Source organism: Bacteroides sedimenti, assembly GCF_040365225.1.
Taxonomy (GTDB): Bacteria; Bacteroidota; Bacteroidia; order Bacteroidales; family Bacteroidaceae; genus Bacteroides; species Bacteroides sedimenti.
Window position 1 is genome coordinate 881050 of record NZ_AP028055.1, and the last position, 18808, is coordinate 899857.

The following is an 18808-nucleotide window of genomic DNA, read 5'->3' on the forward strand; positions in this document are numbered from 1 at the left end:
AAAGCCTGGTCATGGTTATCTTTGGAGCCTCTGGTGATCTGACCCGCCGAAAACTGATTCCGGCTCTGTATTTATTATATAAACATAATCGTTTGCCTGAGAATTTTGCTATTCTTGGTGTTGCAAGGACAGCGTTTACTGATGATGAATTCCGCGAACGAATCCATCTGCAGCTTCTCCGCTTTGTAAAACCTGAAGACGTTAACGAGGAAAAGATTCGTAGTTTTGTATCTTTGATTAATTATTTCCCCATGGATCCGGCCGATCCGGATGAATATTTGCGTCTGCAACCCAGGTTGTTGAAGCTTGATCAAATGATAGGGAATGGGGAGAATTACATTTATTACCTAGCCACACCGCCTTCCTTGTATGGAGTGATACCTCAGTATCTGAAAAATGTAGGATTAAATCTTAGCAAAGGCCCCAAAGGAAATAAACGGATAATTGTTGAAAAACCATTTGGCTATGATTTGGAATCGGCACTTGAACTGAATAATATATATTATAAGGATGCATTTCGGGAGGATCAGATTTTCAGGATAGATCATTACCTGGGCAAGGAGACTGTGCAAAACATTCTGGCTCTTCGTTTTGCAAATACTGTTTTTGAACCTGTCTGGAATAGGAACTATATTGATTACGTGGAAGTTACTGCTGTTGAAAATATGGGTATAGAACAGAGGGGAGGATATTTTGACGATGCCGGAACTTTGCGTGATATGGTGCAAAATCACCTGATTCAGCTTGTGGCACTGACGGCAATGGAGCCTCCTACAGCTTTTAATCCGGATAGTTTTAGAGACGAGCTGGCTAAGGTTTATCAGTCGTTGACTCCTTTGACTGAAAAAGATATTAATCAACACATTATCAGAGGACAATATACAGCGTCTGAAGGGCGTAAAGCGTACCGTGAAGAAAAGGATGTCGCTCCGGATTCACGTACGGAAACTTTCCTGGCCATGAAGCTGAGTATTAGTAATTGGCGATGGAGTGGAGTGCCGTTTTACATCCGTACTGGCAAACAGATGCCTACAAAGGTTAGTGAGATTGTGGTTCATTTCAAACCAACTCCTTTTCCATTATTTAATTGTGCTGAAAGAACTTGTCCGACAGCAAACCTGCTTATTATTCGTATTCAGCCGAATGAAGGCATTGTCCTGAAATTTGGGTTGAAAGTTCCCGGTTCCGGATTTGATGTGAAGCAGGTTGCAATGGACTTTAGTTACAGTTCTCTAGGTCCAATACCAACCGAGGACGCTTATGCTCGCTTAATCGAAGATTGTATATTGGGTGACTCTACACTTTTTACCAGAAGTGATGCTGTTGAAGCTTGTTGGAAGTATTTTACTCCTGTATTGGAGTATTGGAAAAATCATCCGGAATCTCCGCTCTATGGATATCCTGCCGGAACTTGGGGGCCACGAGAAGCTGATATGTTGATACAAGAGCAAAATGCAGAATGGAGCAACCCATGCAAAAACTTAACGAATACGGAGCTTTATTGTGAACTTTAAGTGCTATCTCATGGTTAAAATCAACAATTATTTATCGTCAAAAGAAGCCGCTTGTGCACTCACGAAGGCTGTTTTGGAACAGATAGAGCACTCGGGAAATAAAATTTTTCACATTGCTTTATCAGGAGGTAATACTCCTGCAACTCTTTTTCGATTGTGGGCAGAAGATTTCAGGGATATTATTCCCTGGAAAAAATTACAAATTTATTGGGTTGACGAAAGATGTGTTCCTTCAGATCATCCTGATAGTAATTTTGGAATGACAAAGAAAATTCTTCTTGATAAAGTACCTCTTTCAGAAATGCAGATTCATCGTATTCATGGAGAAGAAGAACCGCAAAACGAAGCGAAAAGATATTCGGCATTGGTAGAAAGATTGTTGCCTGAAAAAAATACATTTCCTGTCTTTGACTCTGTTCTTCTGGGAATAGGTATTGACGGACACACGTCTTCTTTGTTTCCTGGGCAGAATTCTTTAATAATTTCCCCCGATACGTATATTGTGAATGAAGAACCTGGGAGTGGACGGCATCGTATTGCTCTAACGGGTTTACCCATACTCCATGCGCGTTCTGTCTTTTTCTTTGTTACAGGAGAAGATAAAAAAGAAATTCTCAGAAAAGCGATTAAAGGAGACGACAGCTGTCCGGCTGGATATATTATTGCCAGACTGGAAGAAGCAGAGTTGTTCACTGATAGTATTTAAAATAAAAGTATTCCCCATACCCTGAACATTGCCAGGAGGGGAATACTAAAAACTAAACTAGACTTAACTAAACTAAACTATTTATATTGAGTTATCGCAACTCCTTGATTGTATAAAAAAACTTGTGTGTTTTAAGTGCCTGGAAACCATTTTCACGGTTTCATTCGGATGCTAACAAGTTTTTTATGACTTTAATGATTCTGTTTTTTATTGTTCTATTCAATAGCATCATTGCTGTTTAATATATGTGTGCATCACATTCGTTAAACTGCTATTGAATTTTGTTGCAAATATAATACAATGTGGCAATTAATTCTAAAATCAACACTTAAATTTATTTTCGTAATTGAATCTTTTTTAAGTGCTCGTTAACTATTGAATATAATCTTAATATTGTGCTGCTAATAGTTGTAATACCAATACGTTACTATTTTTTTCTGAAAGGCTGAAATAGACTTATTGATACAGTTACAAGTCTTTAACTAATATCTCGCTGTTTCTTCTAGCGAATAAATCTCTCGATTCGATAAGAGCATTCCATTGATTATTGAATTTCTCGTCTTTATCTACCTTGAAATCCTCTGATCCTTTTGTGTCTATCCTGTCAAGAAGTAGTGCCACATTTATTTTATTAATATCCATTGATGGAAGATACATAATGCTTTCGCTTTTTGTATCTTCAACCAATTCGTGAATCAGATTGATATCCTGTAACTGATTCAATATATGATGAGTCAGCCTGATTGGAATTTTATGTTCCGATGATATTTCTTCTGCTGTATATGGCTTGTCTCCATTTTCAAATCGTTTACATATTAATGACATAATTAGTATGGATAGAAAATCGCGGTAACGTCTGCTTATATTTTTGGTGTCTTTTTCAAAATTGAAATTTTTTATATTTTGTCCTGCGTAAGTTAATTCTACTCCGAATAAACATATCGTCCATGAAATTTGAAGCCATAATAAAAAAAGAGGGATAGCAGCAAAACTACCATAAATAGCATTATATTTAGTGACAGATATCTGTCCGCTGATGTAGAGGAATTGAAAAGCCTGATATGCAGTCCCCACAATAATTCCCGAAATTAATGCATTTTTTAAACGAACTTTAGTATTTGGAATAAAAACATAAAGTGCCGTAAACATTCCCCAGGTAAGAGCAAACGGGATTAATCTCACCAGAAACTTTAAAAATGGCGCAAGCACTGCGAATCCTTCCATGCTTTTTATCATGGTACTCATAAAGATAGTAAGACCACCGGATACAACAATCAAAATAGGCAAAAGTAGAAACATAGAAAAATAATCGGTTATTTTTCTGTAGAGAGTGCGTTGCTTTTTAACTTGCCAGATATTGTTGAAGGTAAGTTCGATATTAGCTGTTAGGTTAACAACTGTCCAAAGCAGCATTACCAAACCAACACCTACGAATACGCCACTTTTGGTTTGTTTCAGATAGGAGTCAACAAAGCTGAGTATGGTTTCTGTAGCGACTTCCTGACTACCTAATCCAGATCTGACTTGTTCTTCCATCATATTGTCAAAACCGAAACCTCTGGCTATTGCAAATACAATTGCTAGAAGTGGAACAATCGAAAGTAATGTGCTATAGGTTAAAGCTGATGCCTTGTTCATGATACGGTCTGAAGTAAACCGACGAACCGCCAGAATAACCGTTTTTAAAATATTGTAGAAGGAGAATTTTGCATGAGTTACTTCACTCTCGGATACACGCCAAATTTCATAGTTTACGAAATCGGATAGTTTTTTTATTCTCTTATTCATAGCTTTAATCTAAAGTTGTTAAAGTATCAAGAAAAGAAAAAAACAGCCAACCTGTAAGCCGGGTTCTGTACTTTATCTGAAAAAACAGATATAGTGTTTGTCATTTATCTGGACTTAATGTCACCATTAAATTCTAGCGGTCTACCCTCCGACATGGGGCGAGCAGCCCTCATAACGCCGGTATACATGACCTTACAACTCCTAAGACGTACGGCTCTTATGTCGCCATAAGACCGGTAGGCTCTTACCCCACCTTCTCACCCTTACCCTCCGAAGAGTGGCGGTTATTTTCTTCTACGTTACTCTACCCTCACGAATAGCTTTCTGTTAGGAAGTAGGATGCTCTTTGTTGCCCGGACTTTCCTCCCGCATAATAAATATGCAAGCGACAAACCGGTCGACTGTTTTTCTTTTGCAAAATTAGTGAAAATTATTGGGAAAGACATCATGTTTATTTGAGAATTTACACCAATGATAGAGCGTTTCTGTTTTTATTGAATTTCCATTTTTAGAGACATGCTTGTTTATCATTTAATTAAAAATGAATCTCATTACCAACTGTTTAAATTTTATTTGTTAATAATTCTAATAAAATGTATCTGTTGATAAAATAAATAATATCTTTGTGTATGTAGATAATTATTTATACTTAGCAATTGGTCAAGATGAAAAAAAGATGTTTTTTATTTCTTGCATTATTTTCTTTGCTATTATTAAGTAGCAATAGCAGTGCTTTAGCCGGAAAGCTTCCTAAGCGCCTCAAAGAAATTGTAGAAGTGGTTGAACAAAGGTATGCACCTGATAAACGAACAGCGGTTTTTGATCTTGAAATAAAAAAGAAAAGGAAAACGATAACATTAAATGGCATAACATCGGTTCCTGAAGCTAAATATGAATTGATAGACCAGCTCCATAAATTAAACAAGAAATATAAGATTGTTGATAATTTCCGTTTATTGCCGGATAGTATGTTAGGTGATAAAGTATATGGGGTTGTGAATTTATCTGTCGCAAATATCCGCAGAAAAGTGAGTTTTGCCAGTGAAATGATGACACAGGCTTTATTGGGTACACCAGTAAAAATTCTTCAAGAAGATGAATGGTACAGGATACAAACTCCTGACGATTACATTTCATGGGTCAATAGTTCAAGCGTTTATCCAATGAATAAGGCTCAATTTAACTCTTGGAATGCTGCAGATAAAATTGTGGTTACTTCACATTATGGATTTACATACGAAGAGCCGGATGTAAACTCTCAAACTGTTTCTGATTTGGTGAGTGGCTGTATTCTTAAATATGAAGGAGATTCCGGTAATTTTTATAAAGTCTCATATCCTGATGGAAGAATAGCTTACTTATCTCAAAATGAAGGGATGTTGAAGACAAAATGGCAGAATCAGTTTAATTATAATGCTGATAATATTATTAAAACCTCGAAAACATTTATGGGTATACCTTATTTGTGGGGAGGAACTTCTGCCAAAGGAATAGATTGCAGCGGATTTGTCAAAATCACAATGTTCTTAAATGGGATTATTTTGCCAAGAGATGCTTCCCAAATGGCCAAGGTAGGAGAAAAACTGGTAGTAGATAGTGTGTTTAGTAATCTGAAGCCGGGAGACCTGTTGTTCTTTGGACGAAAAGCAACTTCTGAGCAAAGTGAGCGTGTAATACATGTAGGAATTTATATCGGGAACCGTAAATTTATTCATTCGCAGGGATTTGTACACATCAGTAGTTTTAATCCGGAAGATAAAGAATTTGATGAATATAATCTTAACCGGTTTTTAGGTGCCAACCGAATACTTGGACATCTAAATTCCCCGGGCATTACTACTATACAAACAAATCCATTCTATCAACTTCAATAAAAATATAACCATGGGTCAGGACAGAAGACAATTTATAAAAACTGCAGCCTTGGCAGCGATTGGCTCCGGCATGGCAATGCAAAATGCATTTTCCGGAGAATCGGCGAATTCAATTTTCTCAATTAACAAACTTACCTCTTCAAACAAAATGAAACTAACTTTCCGTCCGTACGATTTACAACTAAAACATGTCTTTACTGTTGCCACATATTCACGAACTACAACTCCGGATGTTCAGGTGGAAATTGAATACGAGGGGATTACTGGGTATGGTGAAGCCTCTATGCCGCCTTATCTGGGAGAGTCGGTTGAGTCGGTAATGAATTTCCTGAAAAAAGTAAATCTGGAACAGTTTAATGATCCTTTCCAACTGGAGGATATTTTAGCTTATGTAGATGGAATTATGCCTGGGAATACCGCTGCGAAAGCTTCTGTAGATATTGCTCTTCATGATTTAGTGGGTAAACTTCTGAATGCTCCTTGGTACAAAATATGGGGGCTGAATAAAGATAAAGCACCTTCTACTACTTATACAATTGGTATTGACACAGCTGACGTTGTAAGACAAAAAACACAGGAGGTAGCTGGACAGTTCAATATTCTGAAAGTAAAATTAGGAAGAGAGAATGATAAGGAAATAATCAATACTATTCGTTCTGTGAGCAAATTGCCGATAGCTGTCGATGCAAATCAAGGATGGAAAGATAAGTACCAGGCTTTGGATATGATTTTGTGGCTTAAGGAACAGGGGATTGTTATGGTGGAACAACCTATGCCAAAGACCCAACTGGACGACATTGCTTGGGTAACTCAGCAAAGTCCACTTCCTATTTTTGCAGATGAATCACTTCAGCGGTTAAGTGATGTGCCCAAGATTAAAGGAGCATTTTCTGGCATTAATATAAAATTGATGAAATGTACCGGAATGCGAGAAGCCTGGAAGATGGTTACATTAGGAAGATCTTTGGGGATGAAAGTTATGGTGGGATGTATGACTGAAACATCTTGTGCGGTTTCGGCTGCAGCTCAATTGTCTCCAGCCGTTGATTTTGCTGATTTGGATGGAAATCTGCTTATCTCTAACGATCTGTTCAAAGGGATGGAAGTTGTTAAGGGGAAAATTACGCTGAATGACCTTCCTGGAATTGGAATTAAGAAATTATAAAAGAATATGGAATAATCTTCCCTTGTTTGCGGCAGATATTCTTGATATTCCTATTGTTCTGTTTGTATAAAGTAAAATCTTGCAAGGACAAATCATTTATGAATTAGATAAATAACTGTAATATGGGAATAAAATACTGGCTAGGCTTGTGTGGACTATTTGTATTTACCGGTTGTGCAACTCGTATTAGCCAAAAAGGTGATTTTGAACAGGAAAAGATGAGTCGTATCCGGCTTGATTTTACAAAAACCAAAGAGCAGGTAACAGATTATATACGTAAATATATTCCAGATGTAACCAAAGAACAGTTATTGCAATGGGAAAATGAAAAATCATTGGAATGCATAACTATTGATGGTCAGAAAATGTATTTTTATAATGCTGCACCTAATCTTTTTAGAATTAATAAGGAAGCCGCGGAAATAAAGCTTGCAAAAGACGGAGTTGTACTTGATGGAAAAGATTTAGTGAACTTAACTCATGTGCCCCAAGTTGTCAATGAGGTTAAATCGAGCCAAAAAAACATAGTGCACCCTGTCAGAATGAGAGTTAAGTATACTTTAACGGTAAAACCGGGTGTGGTTCCTGAAGGGGAGATTATTCGCTGCTGGCTTCCATTTCCACGTACTGATCAGTCTCGTCAGACAGATGTAAAATTGCTTGCTACCAGTGAAAAGAAGTATACCATCGCTCCTGCAAAATACAAACATTCCACTCTTTATATGGAAAAAAAACAGGAAAAAGAGAAGCCAACTCTCTTTTCTGCTGAATATGAATATACTTCTTCTGCAGAATGGCACCCACTTAAGCCAGAGGATATATTGCCATATAATAAGAAAACTGCTATATACAGAGAATACACCTCTGAAAGGAATAGTCACATCCTTTTTACTCCACGCATTAAAGCATTGGCTAAACAGCTTGTGGGTGATGAACAGAATCCATTACTTAAAGTAAAGCGGATTTATGAATGGATCAACCAAATACCGTGGGCTTCGGCAAGAGAATATTCCACATTGGATAATATACCCGAATATGTGCTGGAAAATAAACATGGTGATTGTGGGCAGGTTAGTTTATTGTTTATTACCTTAGCCAGATACTGCGGTATTCCGGCCCGATTTCAAAGTGGATTTATGATGCATCCTGGAGGTAAAAATATGCACGACTGGGCAGAAGTCTATTTTGAAGGACCGGGATGGGTTCCTGTCGATCAGTCATTCGGAATCTTTCCTTCAAACAATGACGATGAGAAATATTTCTTCATGTCCGGAATCGATTCATATCGGATGATTGTGAATGATGAATATTCTTGTGATCTATTCCCGAAAAAGCGTTTTCCACGTAGTGAAACCGTCGATTTTCAGAGAGGAGAGGTAGAGTGGAGAGGAGGAAATCTGTATTTCAATAAATGGAACTGGAATCTTGAAATTGAATATTTGAAATAAATTGTATAAGTTGCTTTTTTTATTCCTCATCTAATGAATGTAAAATTGTCAGTCTCTGTCGTTAAGCGCTGTTAAGTGTCAGATTTCTGTGTTAAAATATAGCAAAAATGAATGACAAGGTGAATAGTTGAATGATTTTTGTTCTTATTTTAACGTCGATAATGTTAAGGACTAATCAGATATTAACAAATTTAATGGAAAAACAATATGAAACAGACAACAAAAAACATTTTAGGCCTGGGATTTGTAGTTGCTATCAGTTCGGGAGTAGCCGGAGTTACGACTTACTCATTAGTTGCTCCTAAAAAAGGAAATACCTCATATGAGGAGATGTTTCAACAGAATCCGAATGTGCGTCGCGCCAGCTTTAATGCTTCAGAAGGAGGCCCGGTTGATCTTACATTTGCAGCCGAAAATTCAATTCATGCTGTAGTTCACATAAAATCAACTATAAATGCAAAGACTACTACAGTAGAGGTGCAAGATCCGTTTGCTGATTTCTTTGGTGACTTCTTCGGAAATGGTGGCGGACGTCAGCAGAGAAAAGTTCAACAGCCTCCGAAAGTGGGCATAGGATCCGGGGTTATAATCTCAAAAGATGGTTATATTGTCACTAATAATCATGTGATTGATGATAGTGATGTTATAACGGTTACACTGAATGATAAAAGAGAATTTAAGGCTCGCCTGATTGGAGCTGATGCTGCAACTGACCTTGCTTTGATTAAGATAGAAGGAAATGATTTCCCAACTCTTCCGGTAGGAAATTCAGATGATTTGAAAGTGGGTGAGTGGGTGCTTGCAGTAGGTAATCCGTTAAACCTCTCTTCAACAGTGACAGCTGGTATTGTTAGTGCAAAGGCACGCAATCTTGGTATGGGAGGTGGAGGAATAGAATCCTTCATTCAGACTGATGCAGCAATAAACCAGGGAAACAGTGGCGGCGCTTTGGTAAATACCCGTGGTGAACTTATCGGAATTAACTCGGCAATCTATTCGCCAACAGGATCGTATGCAGGGTATGGATTTGCTATTCCAACAACCATTATGAAAAAAGTAGTAGCCGATCTTAAAGAATATGGAACCGTGCAGCGTGCGTTATTGGGAATCAAGGGAGGTGATAATAGTGCCGAACTTTCAAAGGAAAAAGATCTGGGAGTTATTGATGGCGTTTATGTTGATGAAGTAACAGAGGGAGGATCTGCTGCAGATGCCGGATTGAAACAAAAGGATGTAATTGTGGGAATTAATGGCAAAGAGATCAAATCAATGGCTGAATTGCAGGAAACAATTACCCGATTGACTCCTGGAACTAAGATTAAAGTCAAGATAATTCGTGATAAAAAGGAGAAAACAATTGATGTAACTTTGAAAAACTCACAAGGAACTACCAAGGTGGTTAAAAACGCTGGAATGGAGATTCTTGGTGCAGCATTCAGAGAGGTTCCAAATGATTTGAAAGAGCAGTTGAAACTATCCTATGGATTGGAAGTTACCGGACTTGAAAGTGGAAAAATGAAGGAAGCTGGAATTACAAAAGGATTTATAATCCTGAAAGCAAACGGCCAACCGGTAAAAAGCACTTCCGACCTGGAGAATATATTAAAAGCTGCAACTCAATCTCCCGAACAGGTGTTATTTATGACCGGAATGTATCCATCTGGCAAACGAGCAAATTTTGCAGTGGATTTGTCCTCTAAAGAATAAAAAATCATGATTATTTAAACTAAAATTGCCCGGATTTGTTTTAGATATCGGATATTTAATAAAATCCGGGTTTTTAGCATTTATTTATCGTGTAAAAATACAAATTTGCGTTATATATTCGTTAAAATGAATATTTTATTGTAACTTTGCACCTTCAAATTTGTTTTATAAGCATGAGACAATTAAAGATTACCAAAAGTATCACTAACAGGGAGAGCGCTTCTCTTGATAAGTATTTGCAGGAAATCGGCCGTGAGGATCTGATTACTGTAGAAGAGGAAGTAGAACTCGCCCAACGCATTCGTAAGGGAGATCGTGTGGCATTAGAAAAACTGACACGTGCTAATCTCCGTTTCGTTGTATCAGTAGCTAAACAGTACCAGAACCAAGGCTTAAGTTTGCCGGATTTAATCAATGAGGGTAACCTGGGATTGATTAAAGCTGCTGAGAAGTTTGATGAAACGCGTGGATTTAAATTTATCAGTTATGCCGTATGGTGGATCCGTCAATCAATTCTTCAGGCTTTGGCAGAGCAGTCTCGTATTGTTCGCCTACCGCTCAATCAGGTTGGTTCCTTAAATAAAATCAGTAAGGCCTTCTCTAAATTTGAGCAGGAAAATGAACGTAAACCATCACCTGAAGAACTGGCAGATGAACTGGATATCCCGGTCGACAAAATATCGGATACACTGAAAGTGTCGGGAAGACATATTTCCGTGGATGCCCCTTTTGTTGAAGGTGAGGATAATAGCCTGCTGGATGTGTTGGTTAATGATGATTCACCAATGGCGGATCGTTCTCTGGTTAATGAATCTCTTGCGAAGGAAATTGATAGAGCTCTATCTACGTTGACCGAAAGAGAAAAGGAGATAATCCAGATGTTTTTCGGTATTGAAACGCAGGAAATGACGTTAGAAGAAATTGGCGACAAGTTTGGACTCACACGTGAGCGCGTTCGCCAGATTAAAGAAAAAGCGATTAGAAGATTAAGACAGAATTCGCGTAGTAAATTGCTCAAATCTTATTTGGGATAAGTAAGAAAATCAATTTTTGGAAAAATTATATAAAGCCGGTTGGTCATAAAGATCTTCCGGCTTTATTTTTATCTCGTTTTTACTTTGGCGTTGTCTGCTTTTAGTTATCTTTGTGACACAAATTAAAGATATATGTATATGAAATTTATAAAAAATGTTTTTCCAGCAGTGCTCATGATATTACTGCTTTCTTCTTTTTCATTCCTGGGAAAAGGAAATAAACAAAAACCTGTATATGCTTTTGGTGTTTCGGCATCATTCACAGATTCTATAGTTTATTATACAGAAATACAGCAGCTGGATAGCGTACATCTGACAAAAGATGGCTTTCTTCCCAAAAGAGATGCCTACAGTGCACAGCTGAAACTATTTTTGGAAAACAGAGGTGAGGCTGGCCGTACTTGCATGATTTATTTTTCTAACAGCAAAAAAACTATAAACAAAGAGTTTGATAAAATAACAAAACGATATAAGAATAAAAAATCAGTTTCTTTTCAGAAAATCACGGCTAACGATTTTCAGTTCAAAAAGCCTGAATAATAGTTTCAATATAAGATTTGTTTAGCTGATGAAGAAGCTCCTTCTATTATTTTGCATAGCATTCACCCTTGTTGCTTGTCACAATGACGAACCGCAAATTCCTGAAGCGGCAAACCGGACTGTATTAGTCTATATGATTGCGGACAATACTCTTGCCGGGAATGTGGAAGCCAATGTGGATAGTATGATGTCCGGGTATAAAGCAACAAAAGAGGCCGCCAATTTGATTGTATATGTTGATGAAGCTGGCAAGACACCTGTTTTGTTTAAACTAGAAAAGAATTCAAATGGCTCCGTTTCTAAAACAATAATTAAAAATTACCCGGAGCAAAACTCTGTTGATGTTACTGTTATGCAGGGGGTTCTTTCTGATGTATTCAACAATTTTAGGGCTGATAGCTACGGACTTATTTTATGGTCGCATGGTTACAGCTGGGTGCCATCTTCTTCAACAAAGACTATTTCTACGCGTTGGTTTGGACAAGATAATGCCACCAAAACACAATACGACTCAAATAACTTCATGGATATCACAGATTTAAATGAGGCATTATCTGTGGCTCCGAAGTTTGATTTTATCCTTTTTGATGCCTGTCTGATGAGTGGAGTAGAGGTGGCATATGAATTGAAAGATCGCGCAGAATATATTATTGCTGCTCCAACCGAGATTATTGATCTGGGATTCCCTTATAACCGGATAGTTGAACCAATGTTTGGATCAAAAGATAATTTTAAAGAACTGGCGATACGATACTTTGACTATTACAATGCAATGAACGGTCTTTATAAATCTGCTACCATCGCTATGATAAAGTGTAGTGAGATGGGTAATCTGGCAATGATTACTAAAAATATTCTTGCTGCTCATAAGTCTGAGTTTAGCACACTGCCAACAACCTCGATACAGCTTTACGACAGGGTGGGAGCTTCCTCTCATTTTGCATATGATTTCGGTCAACTGATTGGAAGCGTTGCAACTTCTGCCGAGCAGTCTGCTCTTCAAAAACAACTGGATGCCACCGTTGTCTATAAAGCGACTACCGACTATTTTATTGATTTACGTATTGATCCTCTACATTTCTCGGGATTGGGTGCATATATTCCCCGTCAGGAACAGACTGCATATAATATATTCTTTAAAACTTTATCTTGGTATCAGGCTGCAGGTTGGGATCAGATTCAATGGTCCTGGGAATAAATTATGCCTATTCTTTATCTTAATAGCTTTAAAATACTTAATATATCATGCAAAAATTACTTTCACTTCCTCCCAATTTAGTAAACTGTTTCCATGAAATTGAAGAAGCCGATCATAAAGATTGGTTCTGCACGTCCGATCCAATTGGAGCAAAACTTGGTTCAGGTGGAGGAACAACCTGGTTATTGGACGAATGCCACAGGAAAGATGCTCCTGAAAAAGATTTCGGACAGTGGATTTCCCTGGAGAAACGTATATTGTTGCATGCTGGAGGTCAGAGCCGCCGCTTGCCGGGTTATGCACCTTCGGGCAAGATTCTTACACCAATACCTGTTTTCCGGTGGGAGAGAGGACAACGATTGGGGCAGAATCTGTTATCACTTCAGTTGCCTCTTTATGAACAAATCATGAAAAAGGCTCCGGATTCTATGCATACGCTCATTGCCAGTGGAGATGTATATATCCGTTCGGAGAAAACTTTGCAACCTATTCCGCAGGCAGATGTTGTGTGTTACGGATTATGGGTAGACCCTTCGCTGGCAACCCATCACGGCGTGTTTGTTTCGGATAGAAAAAGTCCGGACCATCTTGATTTCATGCTTCAGAAGCCGACACTCGAAGAGCTTGGGGCATTGACTAAAACACACATGTTCTTGATGGACATAGGAATCTGGGTTTTAAGTGACAAAGCTGTCGAGCTATTGGCAAAGCGTTCTCAGTCGGCCGACGGTAATGGGTTAAGATATTACGACCTGTACTCCGACTTTGGAATGGCATTGGGGGCTAATCCTCGCATTGAAGATGATGAACTTAATGCTCTTTCGGTTGTTATACTTCCTCTCCCGGGCGGAGAGTTTTATCATTACGGCACCAGCAAGGAACTTATATCATCGACGTTGGCGGTACAAAATCTAGTAAGAGATCAGCGTGAGATAATGCAGCGTAAAGTGAAACCTCATCCTGCGATGTTTGTTCAGAATGCAGAGATAGGAATTCGGCTTACAGCGAAAAACTCTGAGTTGTGGGTGGAAAATAGCTTCATAGGCAATAAATGGACGCTTACCCACCAACATATCATCACCGGAGTTCCTGAAAATGATTGGGAAATAAAACTTCCTGCCGGTACTTGTGTAGATGTTGTTCCGGTTGGTGAGCAGAATTATGCCGCAAGACCTTACGGATTAAACGACCCTTTCAAGGGAGCTCTGACAAGCAACGACACATTGTTCCACGGAACGCCATTTATGGAATGGGCTTCGGCGAGAGGCTTGAACGTAGACGAAGCTTTTTTTGGAAGAACTGACGATTTGCAGGCTGCAAAGCTGTTTCCGTTATGCCCAACGGTTGAGGATTTGGGTAAAGTGATGCGTTGGATGATTTCCGAGCCTGAGCTGACCGAAGGAAAGAGAATATGGGAAGAGGCCGAGCGTCTCTCGGCTGACGAGCTTTCGGCTAAAGCAAATCTGAAAAGACTTTATGCTCAGAGGTTATCCTTTAGAAATAAAAACTGGCCGGCATTGGCTGCCAATTACGAAAAAAGTGTCTTCTATCAGCTGAACCTGGCGGATGCGGCTTCAGAATTTGCCAAAAATAAGTTAGCAATGCCCAAGGCTCTGCCTGAGGATGCACCGTTGATGACACGTATTCACGACCAGATGTTCAGGGCACGCGCCCTGCAGCTGCAGAATAAAGAATACAAGGCCGAAGAGCAGAAGGCTTTTGCGCTTCTTAAAGAGGGCTTGATAGGCTCGCTCTCCGGCAAACAACAAGAGCCATTTCTGAATGTATATCCAGACCAGATTGTCTGGGGACGAAGCCCGGTTCGTATTGATCTGGCAGGCGGATGGACCGATACACCTCCTTACTGTCTTTACTCAGGAGGAAACGTAGTTAATATTGCTATCGAACTCAATGAACAGCCACCTTTGCAGGTTTACGTAAAGCCCAGCAAGGAGTTTAAAGTTATATTGCGTTCAATCGATTTGGGCGCCATGGAGGTTGTCTCCACTTACGAGGAACTTGCCGATTTTGCTAAAGTAGGTTCACCATTCTCCATCCCGAAAGCTGCATTGACATTGGCTGGCTTCTCCTCATTGTTTGGTTCTAAATCATACAAAACACTAGAAGAGCATCTCAAAAAGTTTGGTTCGGGTATCGAGATCACTTTGTTGTCGGCAATTCCGGCCGGGTCGGGACTTGGGACAAGCTCTATCCTTGCATCGACAGTTCTGGGCGCGGTTTCCGATTTCTGCGGCTTGGCGTGGGATAAGAATGAAATCTGCCAGCGTACACTTGTCTTGGAGCAATTGCTGACTACCGGCGGCGGATGGCAGGATCAGTACGGTGGTGTGTTGCACGGCGTGAAGCTGCTTCAGACCAATAAAGGCTTCGATCAATCGCCTTTGGTTCGATGGTTACCCGATTATATCTTTAATAATCCGGAATATAAATCCTGTCACCTGCTTTATTACACCGGCATTACCCGTACGGCAAAAGGAATTCTCTCAGAAATTGTGTGCAACATGTTCCTCAATTCAACCGAGCATCTCACATTGCTCAATGAGATGAAAGCGCACGCCCTTGAAACATATGATGTCATTCAGCGAGGTAACTTCGACGAGTTTGGCCGATTAATTGGTAAAACGTGGAGTCAGAATAAAGCGCTGGACTGTGGAACTAATCCACCGGCAGTGGAAGCAATCATTGAACTGATTAAAGATTATGCACTAGGGTATAAACTTCCGGGAGCCGGGGGAGGAGGGTATCTGTACATCGTTGCGAAAGACCCTAAAGCCGCCATGCGGATTCGTGATATACTGACAGAAAACCAACCTAATCCGAATGCCCGATTTGTTGATATGACTCTCTCAAACAAAGGATTGCAGATTAGTAGGTCGTAATATTGGTACAACTATAAAATAAAGTCCTCTTATCTAAAGATTATATCGGATAAGAGGACTTTTTTATTAATCTCCTGGTTATTTCCCTATTCCAGTTTTCTTTCACTAAAAGTTCCTGCTTTCTATTATCTCCGCAACTATAGAACATAATCGTATCATTTTTCTAATATTTGGTTTTAAATCAATTAATTCTTGTACAAAAGAATGCAATCTTCTGTACAGAAGAATGATTTCTTTTGTACAAAACAATTCATTCTTTTGTACAAGGAAATAAGAATGTTACACCAGCTTTTTTATTTCTGATTAGAGAGCTGATTAAATAGCTCACCGGAGTTTGAAAAAACAGATAACTTAGCTTTTGAATTTCATATTATTATCGCTTTTATTTATGAATTGCATTTCGTCAATGATAATATGCAGTTGGTCAAAAGAATTTGAGCCCCCCATTTTTAGATTCTAGCTTTGCGTAGAACTAAAAAAGAGATAATTATGTATAAGTTAAGTTGCCTTTTTCTTTTATTGAATTCTTTTCTATGTTTTAATGTTCTTTCTTCAGAGACAAACAGTGTATTAAGTGGTAAAATCTTTGTAGAAAGCAAATCACCTTTGGAAGGTGCTCAGGTTATTTTATTAGCTCAGAAAGATTCCTCTTTTGTGAAGGGAACTGCCAGTGATAATAATGGAGATTTTGTTTTCAGACAAATAGCTCCAGGACGTTATTTTGTTCAGATTTCCATGCTTGGTTATAAAAAGGAATTCAGAAACACTGTAGTTGAGGATGGGAAATCGGTTGTACTTTCGCCTGTGTATATGGAAGTTGAAGCTCAGAACCTGAAGGCAATTGTAGTAACCGCTAAAAGGCCTTCAATAGAGATTATGGCAGATAAAACAGTTGTTAATATTGAATCGTATACGTTAAGTTCGGGAAATAGTGCACTTTCTGTTATGCAAAGTCTTCCGGGCGTAATTGTTGGCAATGATGGCTCTTTCTCATTGAATGGTAAAGCCGGAACAAAGATTCTAATTGATGGAAAAACCTATTATCTGGGGGGGACTGAGTTGATTAATTATTTAAAATCTACTCCGGCTTCAGCTCTTGATAAAGTGGAATTAATAACAAATCCTTCTGCTAAATATGAAGCTAGCGGAAATTCGGGCATTATTAATATCAGGACTAAAAAATCAAAGATGATGGGCTTTAATATGACCCTTAATTCAAGCTTTGAACAAGGCGATTACGGGAGGTTTAATAATAATGTTTCGTTCAATCATCGTAATGGCAAAATAAATATTTTTGGAATGTATGGCTATTATACAGGGCATGATTTTGTAGATTTAAAAGTAATCAGAAAAATGAATAGCTCTTTTTCTCCATCATATACTACCTTCGATCAGAATTCGTTCCGCAAAAGAGCAGATGATAATCAATATTTTAAGGCAGGAATTCAATATTACCTGTCGGACATGACTACTTTTGAGCTTTCAGTCAACGGATACTCAGCAAAACGTTCGGAGAACGGAACAATTAATTCTGCATTCTATAAGTCTGTTTTGAAGAATGATTCAACTCTTAATTCGTTTACCAGAAACTATGAACATAGAAATAATTTCAGTTCAAGCTTGAACATGCTCCATAAATTTAATAATAATGGGAAAGAATTAAGTTTTTCTTTAGATTATCTGCGTTATTCACTTGATGAAGATCAGATGCATAATGATAAATTTGCAGGACAGAATGGTTTAATTCGTGACAAATATTTGAAAGGGTTAAATAATGGAATAATTAATATGTATTCCGGAATGGTTGATGTGACTTATCCTGTATCTGAAAAATTATCCTTCGATGCAGGTTTTAAATCAGCACTTGTAGATATTGATAATGCATCTGCCTATCAAAATAAAGCAGAAACAAACTGGGCTCCGGATTATAAATTAAGCTGTAACTTTCTTTATCGTGAAAATATAAATGCTGCTTATATAAGTGCTAAGTATTCTTTTAAAAAACTTCGCCTTGAAGCGGGAATAAGATTGGAAAATACAAATGTGAAGGGCCATAAATTAGCTAATCGGCTGCAGAATGATTCTTTGTTTACTCAATCGTACATAAATATATTTCCAACAGTTATGCTGGGGTATAGCATTAATAGTATGAATTCTTTTAATTTTTCTTATGGAAGAAGAATTAACCGACCTAATTACAAAGATCTTAATCCGTTTACTTATATCTTTGATGATTATACCTACGAACTGGGAAATACAGCATTAAAGCCACAATTGTCTGACAATTTTAATATATCATATATTCTAAAGAATAACTATAATTTTGGTTTGTTTTATAGTACAACTCAAAATGTTATAGTAAAATCATATATAATTGATGGTAATAAAGATAGGGTATATGTTATGCCAACTAATATGGCATCATATAAATCGTACGGTTTAAGAGTAGGTGTAGGCGATATTTCGTTTGTGAATTTTCTGCACTCAGCTATTAATGCAAATTTAGTGCGAAATAATTATAATTGGGATTTAAATGATTTCTGTAACAAGAACAGAAAAACAACCTTCATGTTCAGTATGAATAACAGCATAATTTTGCCTAAAGACTGGACTGCAAGTATCTCCGGATTTTATAATGATAAAATGGCTTACGGACAAATGATAGTTTCTTCAATGTGGAGACTTTCAGCCGGAATTCAGAAGAAATTCCTAAATGGAAATGCTACTTTAGGAATATATTTAAATGATATTTTTAATTCATACAGAGAAAAAGGGAGTGGAACTTTTAATGGAACATGGGCTTCTAGTACTGATAAAACAGATCGTTGCCTGATAGGTATTTCTTTTAGTTATAGATTTAAAAAAGGCTATATGTCAAAAGAATACAAGAGGAAAAGTGAATCTTTTGATTCAAAAAGAATAAATTTGTAGTAG

12 protein-coding genes and 1 other RNA gene are annotated in these 18808 nt (G+C 38.0%); 11 read left to right on the forward strand and 2 right to left on the reverse strand.

The genetic code is table 11. The features are described 5' to 3' along the window. The first annotated feature begins 11 nt into the window (after window positions 1-11). Window positions 12-1514: a glucose-6-phosphate dehydrogenase gene (zwf, locus tag ABWU87_RS03495; protein WP_353334406.1), complete on the forward strand. Its 1503-nt coding sequence runs from the start codon at window positions 12-14 to the stop codon at window positions 1512-1514. 10 nt (window positions 1515-1524) lie between these two features. Beyond that, complete coding sequence (gene pgl, locus ABWU87_RS03500) at window positions 1525-2220, forward strand: 6-phosphogluconolactonase (RefSeq protein WP_353333323.1); 696 nt, start codon at window positions 1525-1527, stop codon at window positions 2218-2220. Between the two features lie 468 nt (window positions 2221-2688). On the opposite strand, the gene ABWU87_RS03505 is transcribed toward pgl, so the two are convergent. Both ABWU87_RS03505 and rnpB read right to left on the reverse strand, forming a co-directional pair. After that, complete coding sequence (locus tag ABWU87_RS03505; RefSeq protein WP_353333325.1) at window positions 2689-4008, reverse strand: YihY/virulence factor BrkB family protein; 1320 nt, start codon at window positions 4006-4008, stop codon at window positions 2689-2691. Window positions 4009-4046: 38 nt separating this feature from the next. Then, an RNA gene (gene rnpB / locus ABWU87_RS03510) (RNase P RNA component class A) lies at window positions 4047-4413 on the reverse strand. Between the two features lie 260 nt (window positions 4414-4673). On the opposite strand from rnpB, the gene ABWU87_RS03515 reads away from it, so the two are divergent. The 9 genes from ABWU87_RS03515 (at window position 4674) to ABWU87_RS03555 (ending at window position 18805) form a co-directional block, all read left to right on the forward strand. Then, a complete protein-coding gene (locus ABWU87_RS03515; RefSeq protein WP_353333327.1) occupies window positions 4674-5882 on the forward strand; it encodes a C40 family peptidase in 1209 nt (402 codons plus the stop codon). 10 nt (window positions 5883-5892) lie between these two features. Next, window positions 5893-7047 (forward strand): dipeptide epimerase, encoded by a 1155-nt coding sequence (locus ABWU87_RS03520; RefSeq protein ID WP_353333329.1) that lies wholly within the window; start codon window positions 5893-5895, stop codon window positions 7045-7047. A 122-nt stretch (window positions 7048-7169) separates the two neighbouring features. Further along, window positions 7170-8495, forward strand: a complete 1326-nt coding sequence (locus ABWU87_RS03525) for a transglutaminase-like domain-containing protein (RefSeq protein ID WP_353333331.1) — start codon at window positions 7170-7172, stop codon at window positions 8493-8495. Between the two features lie 207 nt (window positions 8496-8702). Further along, entirely contained in the window at window positions 8703-10202 is a 1500-nt protein-coding gene (locus tag ABWU87_RS03530) for a Do family serine endopeptidase (RefSeq protein ID WP_353333333.1), read from the forward strand. Between the two features lie 173 nt (window positions 10203-10375). Then, complete coding sequence (locus ABWU87_RS03535; RefSeq protein WP_353333335.1) at window positions 10376-11236, forward strand: sigma-70 family RNA polymerase sigma factor; 861 nt, start codon at window positions 10376-10378, stop codon at window positions 11234-11236. 138 nt (window positions 11237-11374) lie between these two features. Beyond that, window positions 11375-11776, forward strand: coding sequence for a hypothetical protein (locus tag ABWU87_RS03540; RefSeq protein ID WP_353333337.1), 402 nt, complete (start codon window positions 11375-11377; stop codon window positions 11774-11776). A 28-nt stretch (window positions 11777-11804) separates the two neighbouring features. Then, the gene (locus ABWU87_RS03545) at window positions 11805-12974 is read left to right on the forward strand and encodes a clostripain-related cysteine peptidase (RefSeq protein ID WP_353333339.1); all 1170 of its coding nucleotides are present in this window, start codon (window positions 11805-11807) and stop codon (window positions 12972-12974) included. 47 nt (window positions 12975-13021) lie between these two features. Beyond that, entirely contained in the window at window positions 13022-15874 is a 2853-nt protein-coding gene (locus ABWU87_RS03550) for a bifunctional fucokinase/fucose-1-phosphate guanylyltransferase (RefSeq protein ID WP_353333341.1), read from the forward strand. A gap of 489 nt (window positions 15875-16363) precedes the next feature. After that, entirely contained in the window at window positions 16364-18805 is a 2442-nt protein-coding gene (locus tag ABWU87_RS03555; protein WP_353333343.1) for an outer membrane beta-barrel protein, read from the forward strand. Window positions 18806-18808 lie beyond the last annotated feature (3 nt).

What these genes read in the sequence shown, in the direction of transcription:
- ABWU87_RS03530 (WP_353333333.1), top strand. Translation starts at nt 8,703, where the DNA reads ATGAAACAGACAACAAAAAACATTTTAGGCCTGGGATTTGTAGTTGCT.
- ABWU87_RS03535 (WP_353333335.1), top strand. Translation starts at nt 10,376, where the DNA reads ATGAGACAATTAAAGATTACCAAAAGTATCACTAACAGGGAGAGCGCT.
- ABWU87_RS03505 (WP_353333325.1), bottom strand. Translation starts at nt 4,008, where the DNA reads ATGAATAAGAGAATAAAAAAACTATCCGATTTCGTAAACTATGAAATT.
- ABWU87_RS03515 (WP_353333327.1), top strand. Translation starts at nt 4,674, where the DNA reads ATGAAAAAAAGATGTTTTTTATTTCTTGCATTATTTTCTTTGCTATTA.
- ABWU87_RS03520 (WP_353333329.1), top strand. Translation starts at nt 5,893, where the DNA reads ATGGGTCAGGACAGAAGACAATTTATAAAAACTGCAGCCTTGGCAGCG.
- ABWU87_RS03555 (WP_353333343.1), top strand. Translation starts at nt 16,364, where the DNA reads ATGTATAAGTTAAGTTGCCTTTTTCTTTTATTGAATTCTTTTCTATGT.
- ABWU87_RS03545 (WP_353333339.1), top strand. Translation starts at nt 11,805, where the DNA reads ATGAAGAAGCTCCTTCTATTATTTTGCATAGCATTCACCCTTGTTGCT.
- zwf (WP_353334406.1), top strand. Translation starts at nt 12, where the DNA reads ATGGTTATCTTTGGAGCCTCTGGTGATCTGACCCGCCGAAAACTGATT.
- ABWU87_RS03540 (WP_353333337.1), top strand. Translation starts at nt 11,375, where the DNA reads ATGAAATTTATAAAAAATGTTTTTCCAGCAGTGCTCATGATATTACTG.
- ABWU87_RS03550 (WP_353333341.1), top strand. Translation starts at nt 13,022, where the DNA reads ATGCAAAAATTACTTTCACTTCCTCCCAATTTAGTAAACTGTTTCCAT.
- ABWU87_RS03525 (WP_353333331.1), top strand. Translation starts at nt 7,170, where the DNA reads ATGGGAATAAAATACTGGCTAGGCTTGTGTGGACTATTTGTATTTACC.
- pgl (WP_353333323.1), top strand. Translation starts at nt 1,525, where the DNA reads ATGGTTAAAATCAACAATTATTTATCGTCAAAAGAAGCCGCTTGTGCA.